This window comes from Afipia broomeae ATCC 49717, assembly GCF_000314675.2.
GTDB classification, from domain to species: Bacteria; Pseudomonadota; Alphaproteobacteria; order Rhizobiales; family Xanthobacteraceae; genus Afipia; species Afipia broomeae.
On sequence record NZ_KB375284.1, the window covers coordinates 389,940 to 409,998 of the forward strand.

The window sequence follows — 20,059 nt, forward strand, 5'->3', positions numbered from 1 at the left end:
AAACGTGCCGCCCGAAAAAGGCGGCACGTGGCGGTTATTCTATTGGTGGACCCTGTTGTGTCAATCCACGCGGGCCCTTCTGCGGGCCGCAAGGGCAGCCCGTTTGTTGCTGCAACTGAAGCATATTCCGGCGTTTTTGCACCTGTTCCAGCGTTGAAACTGCCTGCGCGGTCAAGAAAGCCGCGATTTGCAGCATCGCATAAACATCGAATTTATTTGATTTTTGGCTGGAACATGTGGACGCGGCATGCCCGACTCTTGCGCGTGAGTCACGCCATATTGTAGCATCCCTGACGTTGGGTACGACATCTCGTGCGGCGGTTCTGATCCTCGATTGTCTTCGGTACGGCGTAAACGCCCGGTCGCTTTTATGCAACCGGCGAGGGCTAAGGGATTCTGCCGACAGGGATTTTGGACGGTTTGCAATCGCGACGCCGCGTCGAAAATGGCCGGCGCGATATCAAAAGGAAGAGTGCGATGACGGTAATAAGCTGGACCGACGATCGCGTTGAACAGTTGAAAAAGCTTTGGGAAGCCGGGCTTTCGGCAAGCCAGATCGCTGCCGAGCTCGGAAACATCACCCGCAATGCCGTGATCGGCAAGGTGCACCGGCTGGGTCTCTCCGGCCGGGCCAAGAGCCCGTCTTCCGCGGCGCCCCGGCAGCGCAAGGTGCGTCCGGCGCAGCATATGATGCGGATCAGCCGTCCGGTGTCGCGCGGTAACACCGCGCTGGCCCACGCCTTTGAGGTCGAAGCCGAGCCGGATCCGATCGCCTATGACAACGTGGTGCCGATGAGCCAGCGCCTCAGCCTGCTGGAGCTCAACGAGAACACTTGCCACTGGCCTGTCGGCGATCCGGGCAGCCCGGATTTCTTCTTCTGCGGCGGCAAGTCGCTGACCAGCCTGCCATACTGCGCGCATCACTCACGCGTTGCCTATCAGCCGGCCTCCGATCGCCGCCGCACCTCGCGGCCGAGCACGAAGTAGGCGGAAATCCTTTCATAAATAGCGAAAAAGCCTCATCGATCCGATGAGGCTTTTTTTGTTGCGAAGTGGCGGCGAACCTTGCCGCAAAAGGCGGCTTTGTGATCGTGCGGCGAAAATGCGCCGGACTGAAATCGCCCTTACTCTTTCGCTGCAATCTTGTCGCCTGCAGGAGTCTTCGTCGTCGGAAAGCATGCGGTGAAGGTCGCGCCGTGACCGGGAACGCTCTCGATCAGGAGCCGCCCGCGATGACGGTTGAGGATGTGCTTGACCAGCGACAGGCCCAGTCCGGTGCCGCCCTGCGCCCGGCTGTCGCCGACATCGACGCGATAGAACCGCTCGGTCAGGCGCGGCAAATGCTCCGGCGCGATGCCGGGGCCAAAGTCGCGCACCGCTAGGCGAATTTCACCGATGTCATGGGGCGCAGGTTCGGTCAGCGACACCACGACGCGTCCGCCGGATGCGCCGTATTTGAGACCGTTCTCGATCAGGTTTTCCAGCAGGCGCAGCAATTCCTCGTTGTCGCCGGCGACGACAACCGGCTCGTGAGGAAGTTCGACATCGATGGCAACCTGACGCTCGCTCGCCAGCGGCTCCAGCCCATCGACCACCTGACGCACCAGCGGCACCACATCGACCAGCTTTTCGGGCCGCACATGCGCGCTGAGCTCGACCCGCGACAGAGACAAGAGATCGTCGATCAGCCGCGCCATGCGCGTCGCCTGCGCGTGCATGATGCCGAGGAACCGTTCGCGCGCCTTGGCATCCTCGCGCGCCGGCCCCTGCAACGTATCGATGAATCCCGACAGCGCTGCGAGCGGGGTGCGCAATTCGTGGCTCGCATTGGCGACGAAGTCGGCGCGCATTTCCTCGACCCGGCGCAGCGGCGTCTGATCCTGGAATGTCATCAGAATGCAATATTCGCTGCCGCCGAATGCCGTCGGCAACAGCAGCGGCGTCACGATCAATTCCATCCAGCGGTCGATCGGAACGCGATCCACATAGCTGGCGCGCTGCGGCTGACGGGTGGCGATGGCTTCGCGCAGCGCCGCGATGATCTCGGGAGAGCGCAGCGCGAACAGCGCCAGTTCGTTCTTGCGCAAAGCAGGCGCCAGTTGCGCGGCGGCGGTGTTGAAATGCAGCACGCGCCCGGCGCGGTCGAGCAGCACGGCTGCATCGGGCATCCCGCCGACCAGCGCCTGCACCACCGGCGTTTCCGCGGGCCGCGCGCCGATCAAGTCTTCGTTCGCCGGAACGGATTGATGCAGATGCCATGGCACAAGCGCTGCGCCCCCGATCACCACAAACACCAGTCCGGCCTGCGGCAGCGTCAGGCCGCCGAACATCACCGAAGCCGCGAGGCCAAGCGCCGTCGCGATCAGAATGATCGCCGACCGCCGCAGCCGATCCGACCACGGAGCAAAACCGGAATTTGGAGACGTCATCGTCATGCGCCGTACCTGTTTCGCTCTCGTACGAGCTGACGCCAGCCCGCCCTAAGAGACCGGTGACCGCGATCCCTGAGGCGGCCCCTTGGCCGACGGAGACTTCGCCGCGTCGTCGAGCCGTTTCAGGGCCGCTGAGACTCGCTTCGCCCGAAGACCGACAATAAGCTCTCGAAGCGAGAGCAAGATGACAGAAATAATGAACGGGACGAGATAATAAAGCACCCGGAACAGCAGCATGCCGGCCAGAAGCTCTTCCCGGTCGAACTGAAACAGGCCCACCAGCATCGCGGCGTCGAATACGCCGAGGCCGCCCGGCGAATGGCTGGCGAAACCGAGCAGCGTCGCCGAGACGAAGATCACCGCGACCACGATGAACCCGACATGAGGTTCATCCGGCACCAGAATGTACATCGCCAGCGCACAGAACCCGAGATCGACGATCCCGATCACGATCTGCAGCAGCGTCAACGGCCCGCCGGGAAGAAATACGCTCCAGCTTCCGCGGCCGACTTCGCGCGGCTTCATCCAGACCCAGATGACATACGCACACAGGGCAAGCAGGATACCGATGGCCGCGACGCGGTTGAGCCAGACCGGCAGCTTGTCGATGGAGGCGGCTGCTTCCGGATGATAGGCGACGCCAAGTCCGAGCACGGCGGCGTTGCCGAGCCAGAACGTCAGCCCGGCGAGAAAGCAAACCTTGGCGACATCGACCGCCGACAGACCCCACGCCGAATAGACCCGATATCGCACCACGCCGCCGGTAAAGACGCTGGCCCCGACATTGTGGCCGATCGAGTAGCTGGTGAATCCGGCAAAGGCGGCAACCCGGTAAGGCACCTCATCGCGCCCGATGGCGCGCAGCGCGAACAGGTCGTAGAACGTCAGCGTGAAGTAACCGGCCGCGACGCAGAGGCCGGCGAGGACGATGGTGCGGATTTCGGTGCCGCGCAGTGCTTCGTAGAGGTCATCGACATCGAGCCCCTCGAGCATGTGATAGAGGATGTAGCAAGCGGTCGCGATGATCGCGATGCTGATCGCAACACCAATCTTGTGCAGGATTTGCTTCTCGCGCATGTACGCGATGGCCCCGCGCAGTGTCTCCAGCATCCAGACCTCAAAATTCGATCAAGCGCACTATCCCTCGTGCTGTCCTAGCAGACCGGCGCGGCGACCGCGAGAGCCGGTATCGCCAATTTGAGCCCATTTGCGAGCCATAAGTCACGTTAAGAATACTGAGACACTACCGCCATCCATTGCACCGCAACGGTGTCGCCACCATGTCAGCGCGATGACGCCGATTTGATCTGCTCGCGCTGAAAAAACAGCAGGTCCAGTTCGGGACCCGGCTGTCCAAGCCCTGTCAAAAGCGCATGAGTCTGGCCGCGATGATGGGTCTGGTGGTTGAACCAGTGCGCCAGCGCGGGCGCCAGTTCCTGCACGAAATGCTCGGGGCTCGAGACGCGCCGATAGGAAATCGTTCCCGCAACACGCGTGTCATCCAGCCCGTCAACATAGGCGACGATCCGGGCATCTTCCGCCACCCGGGCCGCACGAAGCGCACCGAACGTGTCGAACAGGATCGCGTCGAGCCGGTCCGGCGCGTCGCCTTCGCCGGTGAACCGCTTCATCCAGATGCGATCCGTTGCCAGCAGATGATTCAGCGTGCCGTGGACCGACTTGAAGAAGGCGCCGCGATCGGCCCGGTAGTCGGCGTCGCCGAGACGACCGGCGGCCTCATAGAGCCGCGCATTGGCCCACGCATTGTAATGGCCGAACATCCGGAATTGCCGTGTCAGGCCGCCTGCCATCTTGCTTCAGCCTGCGGCGGTGTGCCGCGCGACCACAAGACTGCGGAGCCACGAGCCGACCGCGCAACCGAGAACATAAGCGGCGAACATGACGAGACCGAGGTCGAGCCAGTAGCCGGCCCGGCCCGGCGCCAGATGAAACACCGACGCCAGGATGAGCGCCGCGATCAGCACCGCGACCTTGCGCAGCGTCATCGTGGACCAGCCGCGCCCGCGATGGACCACCGCGATCCATCCCATTGCAAGGCCGACCACGGCTGACGCCAGCACCCAACCCCAGTTGAACATCGCAAGATAAATCATGCTCATTTAACCACGAAATCGATGCGCCGGTTCTTGGCCTTGCCGTCGTCGGTATCATTAGCGGCAACCGGCTGCGAACTGCCGTAGCCCACGGCCTTCAACCGGTCCGGCGGCAGTCCAGCCTTGATCAGATACTCCGACACCGCCTGCGCGCGCTTTTCGGACAGCGCCATATTGGAGGTGTTGTCGCCGTCGCTGTCGGTGTGGCCGGCCACTTCGATGTTGGCGGTCGGACAGCGCAGGGCGGTTTCGATGAGCTTGTCGAGCAGCCCCATGGAATCCTTGTCGATGGTGGCGCGGCCGGACTCGAACCTGATCTTCGCCTTGCCCAGCAGTTCGAAAAACAGTTGCTGGCAAACCGTCGGATCAACAGCGCTGGCCACCGGCTTGACCGAGACATCCGCCTTTACGCTCCAGCCCTGTGGCAACTCACCGCCGATGCCACCGCGAATCTGATCCGCTGCAACAGCATAGAGCGCATCGCCCGACAGCTTCACCTCACGATCCGAGATCGTCAGCGAGCCGGTCGAAACCCGCGACAGCGCGCCAAGCGCGGCCACCGCCGCGTTCTGGAATCCCTGCGGCGCACCGGCGCTCGCCTTCAGATTATCAACCAGCTTTTCGGCGAAGAACTTGCGGCCGACCGCCGCGACAATGGCGGCATGAACGTTGTTGTCAGGCACATACCCTTCGAGCGTGACGGTATTTGCGACCGGGTCCTTGTTGGCGCGGAAGATATAAGGCGGCGCCTTGATGGCGTTCTCCTTCACCGAATAGCCTTCGGGCAGATTTTTCAGCGCCGCCAGGATCGCCTCGCGGTTGCCGATTTCGCGCGCCATGCCGGTCAGGCTGACGGCGGTGTCGCTGAGGGTGATCTTGCCGTCCTTGAGCTTGCCGATCTGTTCGACCAGCAGCAGTGCCGCGGCGTCGAACCGCGGCGGGGCGCCCCGCGCCAGATCCATCCGGTCCGATACCTCGGTACCGGCGGCCGCGGCGCGCGCGGCGTCCGCCAGCCGCGCCTTGCTCGCGGGCAACGGCGCATTCCCACCGAGCGTGATCCTGACCACGTCGCGCTCGATCGACCATTCGAACGGCTTGGCTTCGCGGATCAGGCGGGTGTCGTCGTCGAGCAGCCGCACCCCGGCGACGGCCTCGACCTGCGAGGCCGCGCTGCGACGCCCCTCTTCCGAGAACGCGTCCGCCGACAGCGAGACATCGCGGCCGGACACGGAAATGCGGATCTTGTCGAGGATGGTGTCCTTGAGCGCGGCGGTCGCCCGCGACGCGATATCGGTCTCAAGAGGCGAGGTATTCGTCCAGATCGCGCCGATCCAAAGGAACCCCAAGGGAATCAACCCCGGCCACCATTTTCTTGCCCAACTGGATATTCGGTTCATCCCGGACCTTCATCTGACGGAATGGAGACAAAACAAACCCTTGGCAGGGTGTCAAACAGGAAATGACCGCTGAACCGGGCTGGATGCAGAAGGCCCGTTCCGGGCCTGCCCAAGGCTGTTTTGAGCAACCGCATAACCGTTTGTTCAACGGTTTCTGCCAAATCTTGGGGCCGGATTCCTGAAATCATCGGCCCGAGCCCGCCGCCATGAAGCAGCTTCGCCACAACGTCATTCGCGCCGGCCTCGACGCGCTGTATTTCACCGGGGCGCACCATGTGCTGCGGCCGATCCTGGCGGGCGTCGGCACCATCTTCATGCTGCATCATGTTCGCCCGGCGCGCGACAACATGTTCCAGCCCAACCGGCATCTGGAAATCACGCCCGACTTCCTGCGCGAGGTTCTGGCCCATGTCCGCGCGCTCGATGTCGATATCGTGTCGATGGATGAAGCGCATCGCCGGATGGTTGAGCGTGATTTTGCGCGCCGCTTCGCCTGCTTCACTTTCGACGACGGCTATCGCAACAACCGCGACCATGCGCTCCCTGTGATGCGCGACCACAACGCGCCGTTCACGGTCTATGTCGCCAGCGATTTCGCCGAAGGCACCGGCAGATTGTGGTGGGAAGCGCTGGAGCGCGTCGTCGCCAAAGCCGAGACGATCGAGATCGTTCGCGGCGGTGGGGTGCTGCGGCTCGATGCGCATGACGCCGCCGCCAAGCAGGACGCCTTCAACCAGACCCACGACTGGCTGCGCTCGCTCGGAAGCGACGCCGAGGTGCAGCGCGAAGTCAGCGCGCTGTGCGCGCGGCACGGCGTGGACGATTCAGCCATCGCGCGCGAGCTGTGCATGTCGTGGGATGAACTAAAGTCATTTTCCGCCGATCCCCTGGTCGGCATCGGCGCGCACACCGTCGGTCATTGCAATCTCGCCCGCGAAACCGAAGCCGGCGCATTGCGCGAGATGCGAGAGAGCCGCGCGCGAATCGAGGACCATCTGCAAAAGCCCGCGCGGCATTTTGCCTATCCTTATGGAGACAAGGCCGCGGCAGCCGCGCGCGAGTTCGCGATGGCGAAGGAGCTTGGCTTCGCAACCGCCGTGACCACGCGTCCCGGCATGATCTTCGCCGAGAACGCCGACCACCTCATGGCCCTGCCGCGCATTTCGCTGAACGGCAACTACCAGACCACACGCTTCCTGTCGGTGCTGACGTCAGGCGCCGCGACCGCGATGTGGAACGGCTTCCGCCGCGTGGACGCCGCGTAGAACGCGTTTCAAACAGAATATCGCATTTCCGCCATTCCTTGACTCGCTCCATGCTGCTGGCGCTATATCGCCGCCAAAGCAACAGGAGGCATCATGTTCAAGGATATGTTTTCGCTCAATGGCCGCGTCGCACTCGTCACCGGCGGCTCGCGCGGCATCGGCAAGATGATCGCGGGCGGCTTTCTCGCCTATGGCGCGTCGAAGGTCTACATCACCGCGCGCAAGGCGGGCCCCTGCGAAGAAACCGCAAAAGAACTGACCGCTGCCTATGACGGCGAGTGCATCGCGCTTCCCATCGACATGTCGACAGTCGAGGGCTGCAACAAGCTCGCCGAAGAAATCATGAAGCGCGAGCCGAAGCTGGACATCCTCGTCAACAACGCAGGCGCGGCCTGGGCCGCTCCGTTCGATGAATTCCCGGAGAACGGCTGGGACAAGGTGATGAACCTCAACGTCAAGTCGCTGTTCTTCCTCACCAAGGCGCTGGCGAAGCCGCTGCGCGCGGCCGCCACGAAGGACAAGCCCGGCAAGGTGATCAACATCGCATCGATCGACGGCCTGTCGGTCAATCCGCTCGAAACCTATTCCTATCAGGCGAGCAAGGCGGCGGTGATCCATCTGACACGCCGCATGGCCGCAAAGCTGATCCATGACAACATCAATGTCACCGCGATCTGCCCCGGCGCGTTCGAGTCCGACATGAACGCCGCGGCGCGCGATCATGGCGACAGCGTTGCCAAGGCGATTCCGTCGAAGCGCATCGGCCGGCCGGAAGACATGGCCGGCATCGCGATCTATCTCGCCTCGCGCGCCGGCGATTATGTGGTCGGCAATTCGATCGCGGTGGACGGCGGCATTGTCTACGCCAATCTCAGCCTGCCGGTGGCGGGGGAGTAACAGCAAACACAATGGCGCGAACAGCAGCATGCGTGTGCGGCCAGCTCTCGGTCACGACCGAGGGCGAACCATCCGGTGTCTATGCCTGCAGTTGCACAAAATGCCAGCGCAGCAGCGGCAGCGCGTTCAGCTATGCCGCTGTGTTTCCGCGCGCCGCGGTGACGATTTCAGGCAAGCACAACGCCTATCGCGGCGGCAGCGATTCCGGGCGCTGGAACGAGGGTCATTTTTGCCCAAATTGCGGCACCAATGTCTTCAGCTATGTCGAAGCAGAGCCGAACGACATTATTGTCGCCGCGGGATGTTTTGCCGATGCATCGCTCAAAGCGCCCCAAATTCTGTTCTGGGCATCACAGCGGCATCACTGGCTGAAACTGCCGGACAGCACGGTGCTGCTCGATAAGCAGCCGGACTGAGAAACCCGTCATTGCGAGCGAAGCGAAGCAATCCATCGTGCTCATAAAGCTGGATTGCTTCGTCGCGAACGCTCCTCGCAATGACGAGGCTATCAATACGTCTCGACGTGATAACGGCCGCTTTCGCGCATCACGGGTTTCAGCGCCGACCAATCGATCGACGCCGCGCGGCAAGCATCCGCAAAGGCTTCATCGACGCCGCTCTCCATGCCTTTCAATCCGCAGATGTAGACATGGGTCTTGTCGTCACGCAGCAGCGCGGCGATCTGCGCCATCTCGCTGCGGATCCGATCCTGCACATAGACACGCGGCTGATCCGGCACGCGTGAATAGCAGAAGTATTTGCCGAGCAGCTTTTCCGGCACCTTTTGCAACGGCCCGAAGTACGGCAGTTCTTCCGGACGCCGCGCGCCGAAGAACAGCAGCAACCGTCCCGGTGCATCCGGCATCGCGCGGCGGCGGCGCTCGGTAAAGCCGCGGAACGGCGCCGAACCCGTGCCGGTGCAGATCATGATGATGTTTGCGGCGGGATCGTCCGGCATCAGGAAGGTGGCGCCGAACGGACCGGTGACCTCAAGCTTCGCGCCGCGCGGCAGATCGCACAGATAATTCGAGCAGACGCCGTTGTCCTCGCGCTTCACTGTGAGCGCGAGATTGTTGGTGTTGGGCTTCTCGCCGCCGCGGGGGCTTGCCACCGAATAGAGCCGCGCGACATGCGGCTTGCCGTTCTCGTCGGTGCCGGGCGCGACGATGCCGATGCTCTGGCCTTCCAGCACCGGGAACGGCTGATCGCCGAAATCCAGGATGATGTGACGCACATCGGAATCGGCATTGGCATCGGTGAGACGGAAATTTCCGGTGACCGTCGCCGTCGCCGGCTTGCCACGGTTGTAGAGATTGACTGTCGGCTTGCTGGCGGAATGCGGTGCGACCGGCTTGCCGCCGAGGCCCTTGCGGGCTTCTTCCAGCAGCCGTGAGACTTCATCCTCCAGCGCCTCGACCGCGCCGCCCTCACCCGAAGCGACAGCGGCGACCTCTTCCTGCTTCGGCAATTCCTCCCACGAGAATTGCTCTTCAAGGGAATAGGCCCTCGTCACCACACGCCAGTTGTCGATCGAGCCGGTGGGACACGGCGAAATACAGTCCATGCAGTGATTGCAGATGCTCGCATCGACAACATAGTTGTTGCCGTCATGCGTCACCGCATCGACCGGACATGTCTCTTCGCAGGTGTTGCAGCGAATGCAGATTTCCGGGTCGATCAGGTGCTGCTTGATGAGGTCTGTGACTGGAGTATTCATGGTTGATCTTCGACTTTCTTCCCCTCTCCCCTTGTGGGAGAGGGTGGCGAAGTTGAGCGGAGCGAAACTGAGCCGGGTGAGGGGTTACGATGTTAAAAGAACCCCTCACCCGCCCCCGCTTTGCTCGGGCCCCCTCTCCCACAAGGGGAGAGGGGAAGAGTCTCACGCCGCAATCTTCACATATTCGAAGTCGCCGGGCTTGTTGTCGATGCCCACCTTGGGCGGTGCGATCCAGTTCGCGAACTTGCCGGGCTCGGAGACCGGCTCCATCAGCGAGGAAATGAAATCGCCGTCCGCGGTCGAGGGCAGATAGTCGTCGCGAACCTTCGCCCACTCGGCATCGGAAACAATAATGCCCTTCGGCGTCGCCTGCACATTGGCGAATTCACCGATCTGGCGGTGGAACGCGGTGTGCGGCAGTTCCAGGCGGAAATTCACGCCCGCCTTCTCGATCACCTTGTTCCAGCGCTCGACACCCTTGGCGCAGTCTTCGGTGTAATCGTCGCGCAGGCGCATGTTGAGTGCGGTGAGCGCGGGCTCGTCCACCAGCGTGATCTTGCCATCAACCATTTTGAGCACCTTGTAGATGTCATTGGTCAGGCGATGATCGTCGTCGATCTTGGTTTCCTGAAAGCGGCCCTTGAGGCCAGCATTGTAGAAGTTCGCGGCGTTGGTCGAGACCTCCGATCCGAACAGATCGAGCGACAGCGAATAATGCAGATTCATCTTCTTCTGCATGGTCGGCAGATCGATGACGCCGAGCGCGCGGACCCGCTCGATCTCATTCGGGTCTTCGATTCCGGCCGCCTTCATCGCCTCGCAAGTGCGTTGAAGCACGCGGCTGACGCCCGTCTCGCCGACGAACATGTGATGGGCTTCTTCCGTCAGCATGAAGCGGCAGGTGCGCGACAGCGGGTCGAAACCCGATTGCGCGAGCGACTCGAGCTGCATCTTGCCGTCGCGGTCGGTGAAGAAGGTGAACATGAAGAACGACAGCCAGTCCGGCGTCGCTTCATTGAAGGCTCCTAACATGCGCGGCGCGTCTTCGTCGCCCGAACGGCGGCGCAGCAGATCGTCGGCTTCCTCGCGGCCGTCGCGGCCGAAATACTTCTGCAGCAGATAAACCATCGCCCAGAGATGGCGGCCTTCTTCCACGTTGACCTGAAACAGGTTGCGCATGTCGTAGAGCGACGGCGCTGTTTTACCCAGATGACGCTGCTGCTCGACCGAGGCCGGTTCGGTGTCGCCCTGAATAACAACGAGGCGGCGCAGCATCGCGCGATATTCGCCGGGCACTTCCTGCCAGGCCTTCTCGCCCTTGTGCTGACCGAAATTCACCAGGCGCTGCTCATCCTGCGGCGCCAGCAAGACGCCCCAGCGATATTCCGGCATGCGGACGTAATCGAACTTGGCCCAGCCCTTCGGGTCGACACTGATCGCGGTGCGCAGATAGACCAGCGATTCCTGGAAGCCGTCCGGACCCATGTCGTTCCACCAGTCCAGATAGCCCGGATGCCAGCCCTCCAGCGCTTTCAGCACCTGACGGTCTTCGGCGAGATTGACGTTGTTCGGGATCTTGGTGGTGTAGTCGACGTTCATGATGTTCATGGCGTGCTCTCCGTCAGGTTTCTTTGTCATTGCGAGGAGCGAAGCGACGAAGCAATCCAGCTTCTTTATGTGGCTCTGGATTGCTTCGCTTCGCTCGCAATGACGGCATTTAAATTTCTCAAACCCTCGTCATGTCGAACTGCGCGCGCTCGCCGGTGCCGTAGCGTTGCAGTGCGCCGTTTTCCCCCACCGCATTCGGCCGCTGGAAGATCCAGTTCTGCCACGCCGTGAGCCGCGAAAAGATTTTCGATTCCATGGTCTCGGGCCCGACGAAGCGCAGGTTCGCTTCCATGCCGGTGAGACTGTCAGGCGAGAACGACGTGCGCTCTTCAAGGAACACGCGCACTTCATCGTCCCAGTCGATGTCATCGAGGGCGAAGGTGACAAGGCCAAGTTCTTCCGCCGCCTCGGCATCGAGCGCTTCGCCGATCTTCGCCTTCGCCGTTTCGACATCCGACGGATCGGCCTGGAAGCGCGATTCCAGCCGCGTGAGGCCGTGGCTCATCGGATAGGGACCGAAGTTCGCAGGCGAGAGAATGATCTCCGCCGGCGCGCGGTTGTCGCCCTGCTTCTCGCCGATCAGCATGTAGGAGCGGTCGGATGCGAACACGAGTTCCGCCAGCGTGCCGACGAAGCAGGAGCCTGGCTCGACCAGCGTCACCAGCGTGCGCGAGGTGACATCGATGCGCTTGAGCACGCGTTTCCAGTAATGACGGATCTCATTGACCAGCCAGTTGGCCCTGTTGGCTTCGAGGAACGCATCATAGGCCAGCACACGAGAGCGTTCGCCGACCGACTTGAACACCAGCATCGCGATTTCAAGCTCGTTGATCCGCAGATGCAGGATGGCGTCGTCGAGCTCGCGCGCAACCTGCAGCGGCCAGAAATCCGCGCCCTGCGCCGTCATGCCCGCGACATCGGCGGGCGGATCGTTCTCCGGCGCCTTGATGGTGATGGTGGCGATGCGTCCCGCGCGATTGAGATCGACGCTGACGAAGCCGTAGCGAATGCCATCGTCGGTGAAGCTGCGCTTCAGTGGCGTCAGCGCGATGCCCTGCCCTTCGCCGTTGCGTTTGGATTTGTCCGCAAATTCCTTCGCGCGCTCCGCGACCTTCGCTTCGAGTTTGGAGTTGGAGACGATCTCGTCCACCAGTCGCCACTGCACGGCGCGCTTGCCCTTGATGCCTTCCTCGATGGTGCAGAAGAAGTCGGCGTGATCGCGCCGGACCTTGCGCTTGTCGACAACGCGGGTGAGCCCGCCGGTGCCCGGCAGCACCGCAAGCAGCGGCACTTCGGGAAGCGCGACGGCAGCCGAACCGTCGTCCGCCATGATGATGTGGTCGGCGGCGAGTGCGAGTTCATAGCCTCCGCCGGCCGCGGTACCGTTCACCACGCAGATGAAACGCTGGCCGGAATTCTCCGACGAATCCTCGATGCCGTTACGGGTCTCGTTGGTGAACTTGCAAAAGTTCACCTTGTGCGCGTGGGTCGAACCCGCGAGCATGCGGATGTTGGCGCCGGCGCAGAACACGCGGTTCTTGCCCGAGCGCAGCAGCACCACCTTCACTTCCGGGCGCTCGAAGCGCAGCCGCTGCACGGCGTCGGCGAGTTCAATGTCGACGCCGAGGTCGTAGGAATTCAGCTTGAGCAGGTAGCCCTCGAACAGGCCGCCGTTCTCGTCGACATCCATGGTCAGGGTGGCGACATCGCCCGCCACATCGAGTTTCCAGTGCCGGTACTTCGATGGCTCGGTCTGGAAATCGATGAAGGTCGCGCTGTTGGCGAGTTTTCGGTCTTCCGCGGCCATGTCTGTCTCTCGATCCGGATGAAATCTGAATTATAATGCACAATAATGCAGGTTAAGGGACGCGTCCAGCTTTATATTGCACTCAACATGCACTTTTTTGCATGTCAGGCAGCCTGGCCCACGGCGCCCTCGCCATGCAGGGACAGCAGCCGGTTGGCGAAATCCGCCGCGGCCCGGAGGGTGGGTTCGGGAGTCTCGCGATGGGGCGAATGGCCCGCGCCGGGAATGATCGTCACGTCCACCGGGCAGTAGCACTCGGCCTGCGCAATCTCGATGTGGCGCAGCGTGCCGTACTGATCGTCGGAGCCCTGGATGATCTCCACCGGCACGCGCACATAGGCGAGCGATTCCGAAATGTCCCATTCGCGGAATTTCGGATCGAGCCAGACATCGGCCCAGCCGTTGAACGCGTTATCGACATCCTTGTGCCAGCGCGCGAGCTTCGGCTTGAGATCGCCGGTGTCGTAGTTCTGTTTGGTCTTCTTGATCGAAACCAGACCGAACTCCTCGACCATGAAATGCGGCGCGATCAGGATCACGCCGCGCACGCGATGATCCTGAATGCCGCCGGCATAGATCGTCGCGATCGACGCGCCATCGGAATGGCCGAGCAGCAGCCCGCGCCGGAAGCCGATGGCGTCCAGCACCTTCGGCAACACGTCAAGCGCCTCGATCTCCATGAAGTTCAGCGGACGCGGCAGTTTCGCCGGCGACGAGTTGCCGTAACCGGCGCGCGAATAGACGAACACGCCCGCGCCGGTCGCATCCTGCAGCTTTTCCGGAAAGTCGCCCCACAGGCCGACCGAGCCGAGGCCTTCATGCAGCATCACGATGGTCGGCGCCTTGTCCGGCGCCGGGCCGATCATGCGATATTCGAGATCGCTGTCTCCGATACGAAGCAGGCCGGAGGGCTGGAGAGTGGTCATTGGTTCTTCCTCGTCGTTCCACTTCAGTTCGTCATTGCGAGGAGTACTTGCGACGAAGCAATCCAGTTTTCTTTTGTTAAGAGTGGATTGCTTCGCTCCGCTCGCAATGACGGGCTAGGGCTTCGCGCCAGCCCGCAGCTTGAAGCGCTGGATCTTTCCGGTCGCGGTTTTCGGCAACGACTCCACCACCTCGATCCAGCGCGGATATTTCCACGGGCCGATCTTCTGCTTGACGTGCTCTTTCAGTGCGCCGTTGAGATCGCTGACCGACGCGCCCTGCTTCAGCACCACGAACGCCTTCGGCTTCAGCAGGCCTTCGGAATCCTCCGCGGGCACCACAGCGGCCTCCGCCACCGACGGATGCGTGATGAGTGCGCTCTCGACCTCGAACGGCGAGACCCAGATACCCGAGACCTTGAACATGTCGTCGGAACGGCCGCAGTAGGTGTAACGTCCGTCCGCATCGCGGGTGTACTTGTCGCCGGTGCGGGTCCAGCCGCCTTCAAACGTCTGCCGGCTCTTGCTGCGCTGGTTCCAGTAGCCTTCACCGGCCGAGGGCGCGTTGACGATCAGTTCGCCGACCTCGCCATCGGCGACGTCCGCGCCCGCATCATTCACAAGACGCACCGCATAGCCCGGCACCGGCTTGCCCGAGGTGCCGTACTTGATGTCGCCCGGCGCATTGGACAGGAAGATGTGCAGCAGTTCGGTAGAGCCGACACCATCGAGAATCTCGACACCGAAGCGATCCTTCCAACTCTGGCCCACCAGTTCGGGCAGCGCTTCGCCTGCCGAGGTGCACACACGCAGACGTTTGGTGCGCGGCTCGCTCTTGAAGGCCTCGTCGTTGAGCATGGCCGCGAACAGCGTCGGCACGCCGAAGAAGATGCTGGGATCGTGCTTGCGGATCAGTTCGAACATCACCTGCGGCGTCGGACGTTCCGGATTGAGGATCGTGGTCGCACCCACCGACATCGGAAATGTCAGCGCATTGCCGAGACCGTAGGCGAAGAACAGTTTTGCCGCCGACAGGCCGACATCGTCCTCGCGGATGCCGAGCACTTTCTTGGCGTAGGTCTCCGCAGTGGCCTCCAGATTGGAGTGCAGATGACGCACGCCTTTCGGCATGCCTGTCGAGCCTGACGAATAGAGCCAGAAGGCGGGCTCATCCGGATGGGTCGCGGCGGTGGCGAACTGATCGCTTTCCTTCGCGAGTTCATCCTTGAGCAGCAGATGCCCGTTGGCGTTCGCACCCGACACCACGACATGCTGCAAATCCGGCATGCGGCCGAGCACATCCTTCACCACCGGCAGCAACGCTTCCGAAATGAACAGCACGCGCGCGCGGCAATCCGCCAGCACGTAGGCATACTGTTCGGACGTCAGCAGGGTGTTGAGCGGCACCGGTACGATGCCGGCGCGGATGCTGCCCAGGAACACGACCGGGAAGTCGATGGTGTCGAGCATCATCATCGCGACGCGCTCTTCCCGCCGCACGCCGAGCCGCTTCAGGAGATTGGCGAGCCGGCGCGTCTGCGCCTGCAACTGGCCATAGGTGATCTCGGACACCGGGTCCTTGAACACGACCTTGGCCCCGCGCCCTGCGTCGACGTTGCGGTCGAGCAGGTAGGTCACGGCATTGTATCCGCCGCCTGAATCGCTCATGACTTCGACGCTGGGCCGGTGCCCAGTCCACCCTTCACCCGCACGACGCTCTCCCTTGGATCAGTTTTAGAATTATAATTCATATAAAGTCACCGCCTGAGCTTGCTGTCAACCTTTTCCGGCATTATGTTTCAGGTGCGCCCACGAGTCGAAACCGAGATGACCCCGCAAGTAGAGCCGGAAAGCCAATTCCTTGAGCAGCTTGGACGGCGCGTCCGCACCATGCGCGCGCTGCGCGGCATGTCGCGGAAGACGCTGGCCAAGGTGTCGGGGATTTCCGAGCGCTACATCGCCCAGCTTGAAAGCGGCAAGGGCAACGTCTCCATCGTGCTGCTGCGCCGGGTCTCCGCGGCGATGGGCGCGCATGTCGAGGACCTGATCCCGACCGCAGACACAACGCCCGACTGGCTGGTGATCCGCGATCTGATGCGAACGGCGACGCCGCAGCAGATCGCGCAGGCCAAGGAAGCCCTGTCCGGCAACGGCGCGGCGCGCGGCAACACCTTCGCCGGCATCGCGCTGATCGGATTGCGCGGCGCGGGTAAATCGACGCTCGGCAAAATGCTGGCGAAGAAAATCGGCTGGACCTTTGTCGAACTGAACAAGGAAATCGAGAAGCAGAACGGCCTCTCGGTCGCCGAGATCATTGCGCTCTACGGCCAGGAAGGTTTCCGCCGCATGGAGCAGGCGGCGCTGGCGCAACTGCTCGCACGCAAGGAGCTGATCGTGCTGGCGACCGGCGGCGGCATTGTCTCCGAGCCGGTCACGTTCGATCTGGTGCTGTCGTCGTTCTATACGATCTGGCTGAAAGCCAAGCCGGAAGAGCACATGGGGCGCGTGCGCAAGCAGGGCGATCTGCGGCCGATGGCGGACGATCGCTCCGCGATGCAGGAGCTGCGCACCATCCTGCTCAGCCGCGAGCCGCTCTATGCGCGCGCGTCGGCGCAGGTCGACACCGCAGGCCTCGATGTCGAGGAGGCGGCAAAGCGCCTCGCCGACACCGTCGCGCCGCTGTTGGCCAAGGAACCGCTGACCTTCGCGCCGCGCGCCGTCGCCGCGCAATGAGCGGCGTTCTCGGCCTCGCATCACCTGTGACCGTCGCAACGGCGGCGGCACAAACACTGGCGGATCTGCTCGGCGCCCGCGGACTCGACGCGGCGAACATGGTTGCGATCCGGAACACGCTGCACATCGACGATATGTCGAGCGACTTCCGCACCCTTACTGACGTCATTGACGCCAACGCGCTGCCGATGCTCGACCGCATGCAGGATGGCCCGCGCATTCCGCACGGCTCGCTCGTGCTGTCGTTCGCTGCGCTAGATGATGGTCGCGCGCGGCTGACGGGCTTTCGCCGCTTCCTGATGCGGCGCGAGGGCATCGTGCCGACGGACATCGTCTATGATTACGACGCCGCGCATTTGCTGCACGCGTTCATCGCGCGCGCCAGTACGCCGGTGTTCTACGATGCATTCGATGAAGATGGCCTCGGCGATCTGATCGGAAAACTTGTTGTGCAATGGCCGCAGCCGCCGGAGCGGGATATTGTCGCGGCGAGCGATAAGGGACTGGTGGTCGTCACTTAGCTTCGTCATTGCGAGCGAAGCGAAGCTATCCACTCTTAACTTTCGAAAGATGGATTGCTTCGGCGCAAGCGCTCCTCGCAATGCCGGTCCTAAACCCCCAGATGCTGCTCCAGCAGGTCCTGCTTCTCCGCCAGCGCCGCCGGCGTGCCGTCGAACACCACCGTCCCCTTCGACAGCATCACCATGCGATCCGCGATCCGCGACAGCGCGCGAAAATCCTTGTCGACCACAACCGTCGCCACGCCTTCGCTGCGGATGACCCCAAGCGTCTTCCATATGTCCTTCGCCACCAGCGGCGCGAGGCCTTCGGTCGCCTCATCGATCAGGATCAGATCGGGATTGGTCATCAGCGCGCGTCCGATGGTCAGCATCTGCTGCTCGCCGCCGGACAGTTGATGCCCGCCGTTGGTGCGCCGCGCATGCAGACGCGGAAACAGCTCATAGATTTTTTCCAGCGTCCACACCTTGCGGCCGTCGACGCCGGGGCGCGCGGCCATCACGAGATTTTCCACCACCGACAGCGAGCCGAACACGCCGCGCCCCTCCGGCACCAGCGCTACACCCGCGCGCGCGATTGTCTCGGGCGCGGCCCGCATGATGTCGCGGCCGTTGAGCGTGATCTGCCCGCGCCGGTCCGCGACGAGTCCCATCAGCGAACGCAGCAGCGTGGTCTTGCCCATGCCGTTGCGGCCGAGCAGCGCCACCTGTTCGCCGCGCGCAATCGACAACCCGATGCCGTGCAGCACCTGGCCCGCGCCGTAAAACGCTTCGAGTTTCTGGACATCGAGCAACGCGCTCATGCGGCGTCCTCCTCAACGCCGAGATAGGCAAGCCGCACCGCGGGATCGGTGCGGACATCCTGCGGCAGGCCGCTGGCGATCACATGGCCGTCGGCCATCACCGTCAGGCGATCCGCCAGTTCGAACACCGCATCCATGTCATGCTCGACCACCAGCACCGCGCGGCCTTTCTTCAGCGACGCGATCAGATCGACCACCTTGCGCGCTTCCGACTGCCCCATGCCGGCCAGCGGCTCATCGAGCAGGATGATGCGCGGCTGCGTCGCCAGAACCATGGCGATTTCAAGCTGCCGCTGCTCGCCGTGGCTGAGATGGGTCGCCGTCATCTGCGCGCGCGATGCAAGCCCCGCCTGCTCCAGCGCCTCGCGGGTGCGGCGGTTGACGTCCGCATCCGAAAACACATTGCCGAACATTTTCAGCGGCGAGGCGGCATGGGCCTGCGCCGCCAGCCGCACATTCTCCTGCGCGGTGAACTGCGGGAAGATCGTGGTTTTCTGATACGAGCGACCCAGACCCGCGCGGGCACGGCGATCCGGCGCAAGTCGCGTGATGTCGTCGTGACCCAGCATGATCTCGCCGGCGCTGACGGACAGATCGCCGGACAACAGATTGATCAGCGTCGATTTGCCCGCACCGTTCGGCCCGATCACCGCGTGGATCTCGCCGGTGTGAACATCAACCGAGACATCGGACACGGCGGTGAGACCGCCGAAATGTTTCTTCAGGCCGACGGCCCGGAGCGCGACGTCGGGACTAGCCATGACGCCCTCCCACCACATCGTCATTGCGAGCGGAGCGAAGCAATCCAGAAGCATCCGGTAAAGAGCTGGAGTGCTTCGTCGCGATGCTCCTCGCAATGATGGTTGATGACTCCACCCCAGATTGCGCATCTGAAGCAGGAAGGATCATCTTCAATAGATCGCGGACGCCATTGGGCAGCATCAGCACGATCACAATGACGATCAGTCCTTCGGCGAGTTTCCAGTGCTCGGTGGTCGCCTTGAGAACTTCCTCAAGCCCGATCAGCACCAGCGCGCCGGCCAGCGGACCCGCCACCGAACGCTGGCCGCCGATCAGCACCATCACCAGTACCGTGGCCGACAGATGCCAGCCCAGCATCTGCGGCGCGACAAAGCCGAACTGTGCGGCGGCAAAATATCCGGCGATGCCTGCAATCGCACCCGAGATCACGAACGCGGTCAGCCGCACCCGGAACACCGGAAAGCCGAGCGCGCGGGCGCGGCGCTCGTTATCGCGGGCCGCCGCCAAAGCATGACCGAACGGCGAGCGCACGATCATGGTCAGGAGCGCAATCACCGCCACCAGCACGGCAAGAACGACGAAGTAATAGGTCAGCGGCTTTTCCAGATCGAGCAAGGTGATGTTGCCCAGCATCATCGACGGCTTGTTGTAGATGAAGGCGCCGTCCGAGCCGCCGGCGAATTTCGAATCATGAAACAGGAAGAACAGCATTTCGCCGAACGCCAGCGTCACCATGATGAAGTAGATGCCGCGCGTGCGCAGCGCCAGCGAGCCGATCACTGCGGCGGCGGCGGCGGATGCGGCCACCGCAAGCGGCAGCGTCCACCACAGCGAGGCCGGATCGTATTTCGGCGAGGCCAGCGCCAGCACATAGCCCGCAATGCCGAAGAACGCCGCATGACACAGGCTCACCAGTCCGCCATAGCCGACCACGAGGTTGAGCGACATCGCCAGGATGCCCATGATCAGCGCCTTGCTGATGAACTGCACATAATAGGTCGGTGCGACGAACGGCAGCGCAATCGCCAGCGCCAGAAGCACACCGGGCACCAGCCATACGCGCGGATCGCGTTGCGTGCCCAT

19 protein-coding genes are annotated in these 20,059 nt (G+C 62.8%); 6 read left to right on the plus strand and 13 right to left on the minus strand.

Annotated elements, in window-relative coordinates; translation table 11 throughout:
- Window positions 1–477: 477 nt before the first annotated feature.
- A complete protein-coding gene (locus HMPREF9695_RS21355; RefSeq protein ID WP_006022984.1) occupies window positions 478–987 on the plus strand; it encodes a GcrA family cell cycle regulator in 510 nt (169 codons plus the stop codon).
- A gap of 137 nt (window positions 988–1,124) precedes the next feature.
- Here HMPREF9695_RS21355 and HMPREF9695_RS21360 read toward each other — a convergent pair whose 3' ends face one another.
- The 5 genes from HMPREF9695_RS21360 to HMPREF9695_RS21380 form a co-directional block, all read right to left on the minus strand.
- A complete protein-coding gene (locus HMPREF9695_RS21360) occupies window positions 1,125–2,435 on the minus strand; it encodes an ATP-binding protein (RefSeq protein WP_006022985.1) in 1,311 nt (436 codons plus the stop codon).
- A 45-nt stretch (window positions 2,436–2,480) separates the two neighbouring features.
- On the minus strand, window positions 2,481–3,542 hold the full coding sequence (locus HMPREF9695_RS21365) for a lysylphosphatidylglycerol synthase domain-containing protein (RefSeq protein WP_006022986.1): 1,062 nt from the start codon (window positions 3,540–3,542) through the stop codon (window positions 2,481–2,483).
- Between the two features lie 173 nt (window positions 3,543–3,715).
- On the minus strand, window positions 3,716–4,243 hold the full coding sequence (locus HMPREF9695_RS21370; protein ID WP_006022987.1) for a DinB family protein: 528 nt from the start codon (window positions 4,241–4,243) through the stop codon (window positions 3,716–3,718).
- A 6-nt stretch (window positions 4,244–4,249) separates the two neighbouring features.
- A complete protein-coding gene (locus HMPREF9695_RS21375) occupies window positions 4,250–4,546 on the minus strand; it encodes a hypothetical protein (protein WP_041713022.1) in 297 nt (98 codons plus the stop codon).
- 2 nt (window positions 4,547–4,548) lie between these two features.
- Window positions 4,549–5,943 (minus strand): OmpA family protein, encoded by a 1,395-nt coding sequence (locus tag HMPREF9695_RS21380; RefSeq protein WP_006022989.1) that lies wholly within the window; start codon window positions 5,941–5,943, stop codon window positions 4,549–4,551.
- Window positions 5,944–6,149: 206 nt separating this feature from the next.
- Between HMPREF9695_RS21380 and HMPREF9695_RS21385 the strand changes: the two genes are divergently transcribed.
- From HMPREF9695_RS21385 to HMPREF9695_RS21395, 3 genes are all read left to right on the plus strand, one after another.
- Window positions 6,150–7,208, plus strand: a complete 1,059-nt coding sequence (locus tag HMPREF9695_RS21385; protein ID WP_006022990.1) for a polysaccharide deacetylase family protein — start codon at window positions 6,150–6,152, stop codon at window positions 7,206–7,208.
- 93 nt (window positions 7,209–7,301) lie between these two features.
- The gene (locus HMPREF9695_RS21390; RefSeq protein WP_006022991.1) at window positions 7,302–8,105 is read left to right on the plus strand and encodes an SDR family NAD(P)-dependent oxidoreductase; all 804 of its coding nucleotides are present in this window, start codon (window positions 7,302–7,304) and stop codon (window positions 8,103–8,105) included.
- Window positions 8,106–8,116: 11 nt separating this feature from the next.
- The gene (locus HMPREF9695_RS21395) at window positions 8,117–8,521 is read left to right on the plus strand and encodes a GFA family protein (protein WP_041713024.1); all 405 of its coding nucleotides are present in this window, start codon (window positions 8,117–8,119) and stop codon (window positions 8,519–8,521) included.
- 92 nt (window positions 8,522–8,613) lie between these two features.
- Here the strand turns inward: HMPREF9695_RS21395 and boxA are convergent, their stop codons facing one another.
- The 5 genes from boxA to HMPREF9695_RS21420 all read right to left on the minus strand — a co-directional run bounded on the left by boxA (window position 8,614) and on the right by HMPREF9695_RS21420 (window position 15,828).
- A complete protein-coding gene (gene boxA / locus HMPREF9695_RS21400; RefSeq protein WP_006022993.1) occupies window positions 8,614–9,822 on the minus strand; it encodes a benzoyl-CoA 2,3-epoxidase subunit BoxA in 1,209 nt (402 codons plus the stop codon).
- A gap of 162 nt (window positions 9,823–9,984) precedes the next feature.
- The gene (gene boxB, locus HMPREF9695_RS21405) at window positions 9,985–11,430 is read right to left on the minus strand and encodes a benzoyl-CoA 2,3-epoxidase subunit BoxB (protein ID WP_006022994.1); all 1,446 of its coding nucleotides are present in this window, start codon (window positions 11,428–11,430) and stop codon (window positions 9,985–9,987) included.
- A gap of 118 nt (window positions 11,431–11,548) precedes the next feature.
- A complete protein-coding gene (gene boxC / locus HMPREF9695_RS21410) occupies window positions 11,549–13,237 on the minus strand; it encodes a 2,3-epoxybenzoyl-CoA dihydrolase (RefSeq protein ID WP_006022995.1) in 1,689 nt (562 codons plus the stop codon).
- A 104-nt stretch (window positions 13,238–13,341) separates the two neighbouring features.
- Window positions 13,342–14,163, minus strand: coding sequence for an alpha/beta fold hydrolase (locus HMPREF9695_RS21415; RefSeq protein WP_006022996.1), 822 nt, complete (start codon window positions 14,161–14,163; stop codon window positions 13,342–13,344).
- Window positions 14,164–14,277: 114 nt separating this feature from the next.
- Window positions 14,278–15,828: a benzoate-CoA ligase family protein gene (locus tag HMPREF9695_RS21420; RefSeq protein WP_006022997.1), complete on the minus strand. Its 1,551-nt coding sequence runs from the start codon at window positions 15,826–15,828 to the stop codon at window positions 14,278–14,280.
- Between the two features lie 159 nt (window positions 15,829–15,987).
- Between HMPREF9695_RS21420 and HMPREF9695_RS21425 the strand changes: the two genes are divergently transcribed.
- Complete coding sequence (locus HMPREF9695_RS21425; RefSeq protein ID WP_006022998.1) at window positions 15,988–16,893, plus strand: helix-turn-helix transcriptional regulator; 906 nt, start codon at window positions 15,988–15,990, stop codon at window positions 16,891–16,893.
- Window positions 16,890–17,414: a hypothetical protein gene (locus HMPREF9695_RS21430; RefSeq protein WP_006022999.1), complete on the plus strand. Its 525-nt coding sequence runs from the start codon at window positions 16,890–16,892 to the stop codon at window positions 17,412–17,414. Before HMPREF9695_RS21425 ends, HMPREF9695_RS21430 begins: the two co-directional genes overlap by 4 nt.
- An 89-nt stretch (window positions 17,415–17,503) precedes the next feature.
- Here HMPREF9695_RS21430 and HMPREF9695_RS21435 read toward each other — a convergent pair whose 3' ends face one another.
- The 3 genes from HMPREF9695_RS21435 to HMPREF9695_RS21445 are packed head-to-tail and all read right to left on the minus strand — an operon-like array spanning window position 17,504 to window position 20,059.
- A complete protein-coding gene (locus tag HMPREF9695_RS21435; RefSeq protein ID WP_006023000.1) occupies window positions 17,504–18,214 on the minus strand; it encodes an ABC transporter ATP-binding protein in 711 nt (236 codons plus the stop codon).
- Window positions 18,211–18,975 carry an ABC transporter ATP-binding protein gene (locus HMPREF9695_RS21440; RefSeq protein WP_006023001.1) on the minus strand — a complete coding sequence of 255 codons (765 nt, stop codon included), beginning with the start codon at window positions 18,973–18,975 and terminating at the stop codon, window positions 18,211–18,213. The genes HMPREF9695_RS21435 and HMPREF9695_RS21440 overlap by 4 nt, the downstream gene beginning before the upstream one ends.
- The gene (locus tag HMPREF9695_RS21445) at window positions 18,968–20,059 is read right to left on the minus strand and encodes a branched-chain amino acid ABC transporter permease (RefSeq protein WP_006023002.1); all 1,092 of its coding nucleotides are present in this window, start codon (window positions 20,057–20,059) and stop codon (window positions 18,968–18,970) included. The genes HMPREF9695_RS21440 and HMPREF9695_RS21445 overlap by 8 nt, the downstream gene beginning before the upstream one ends.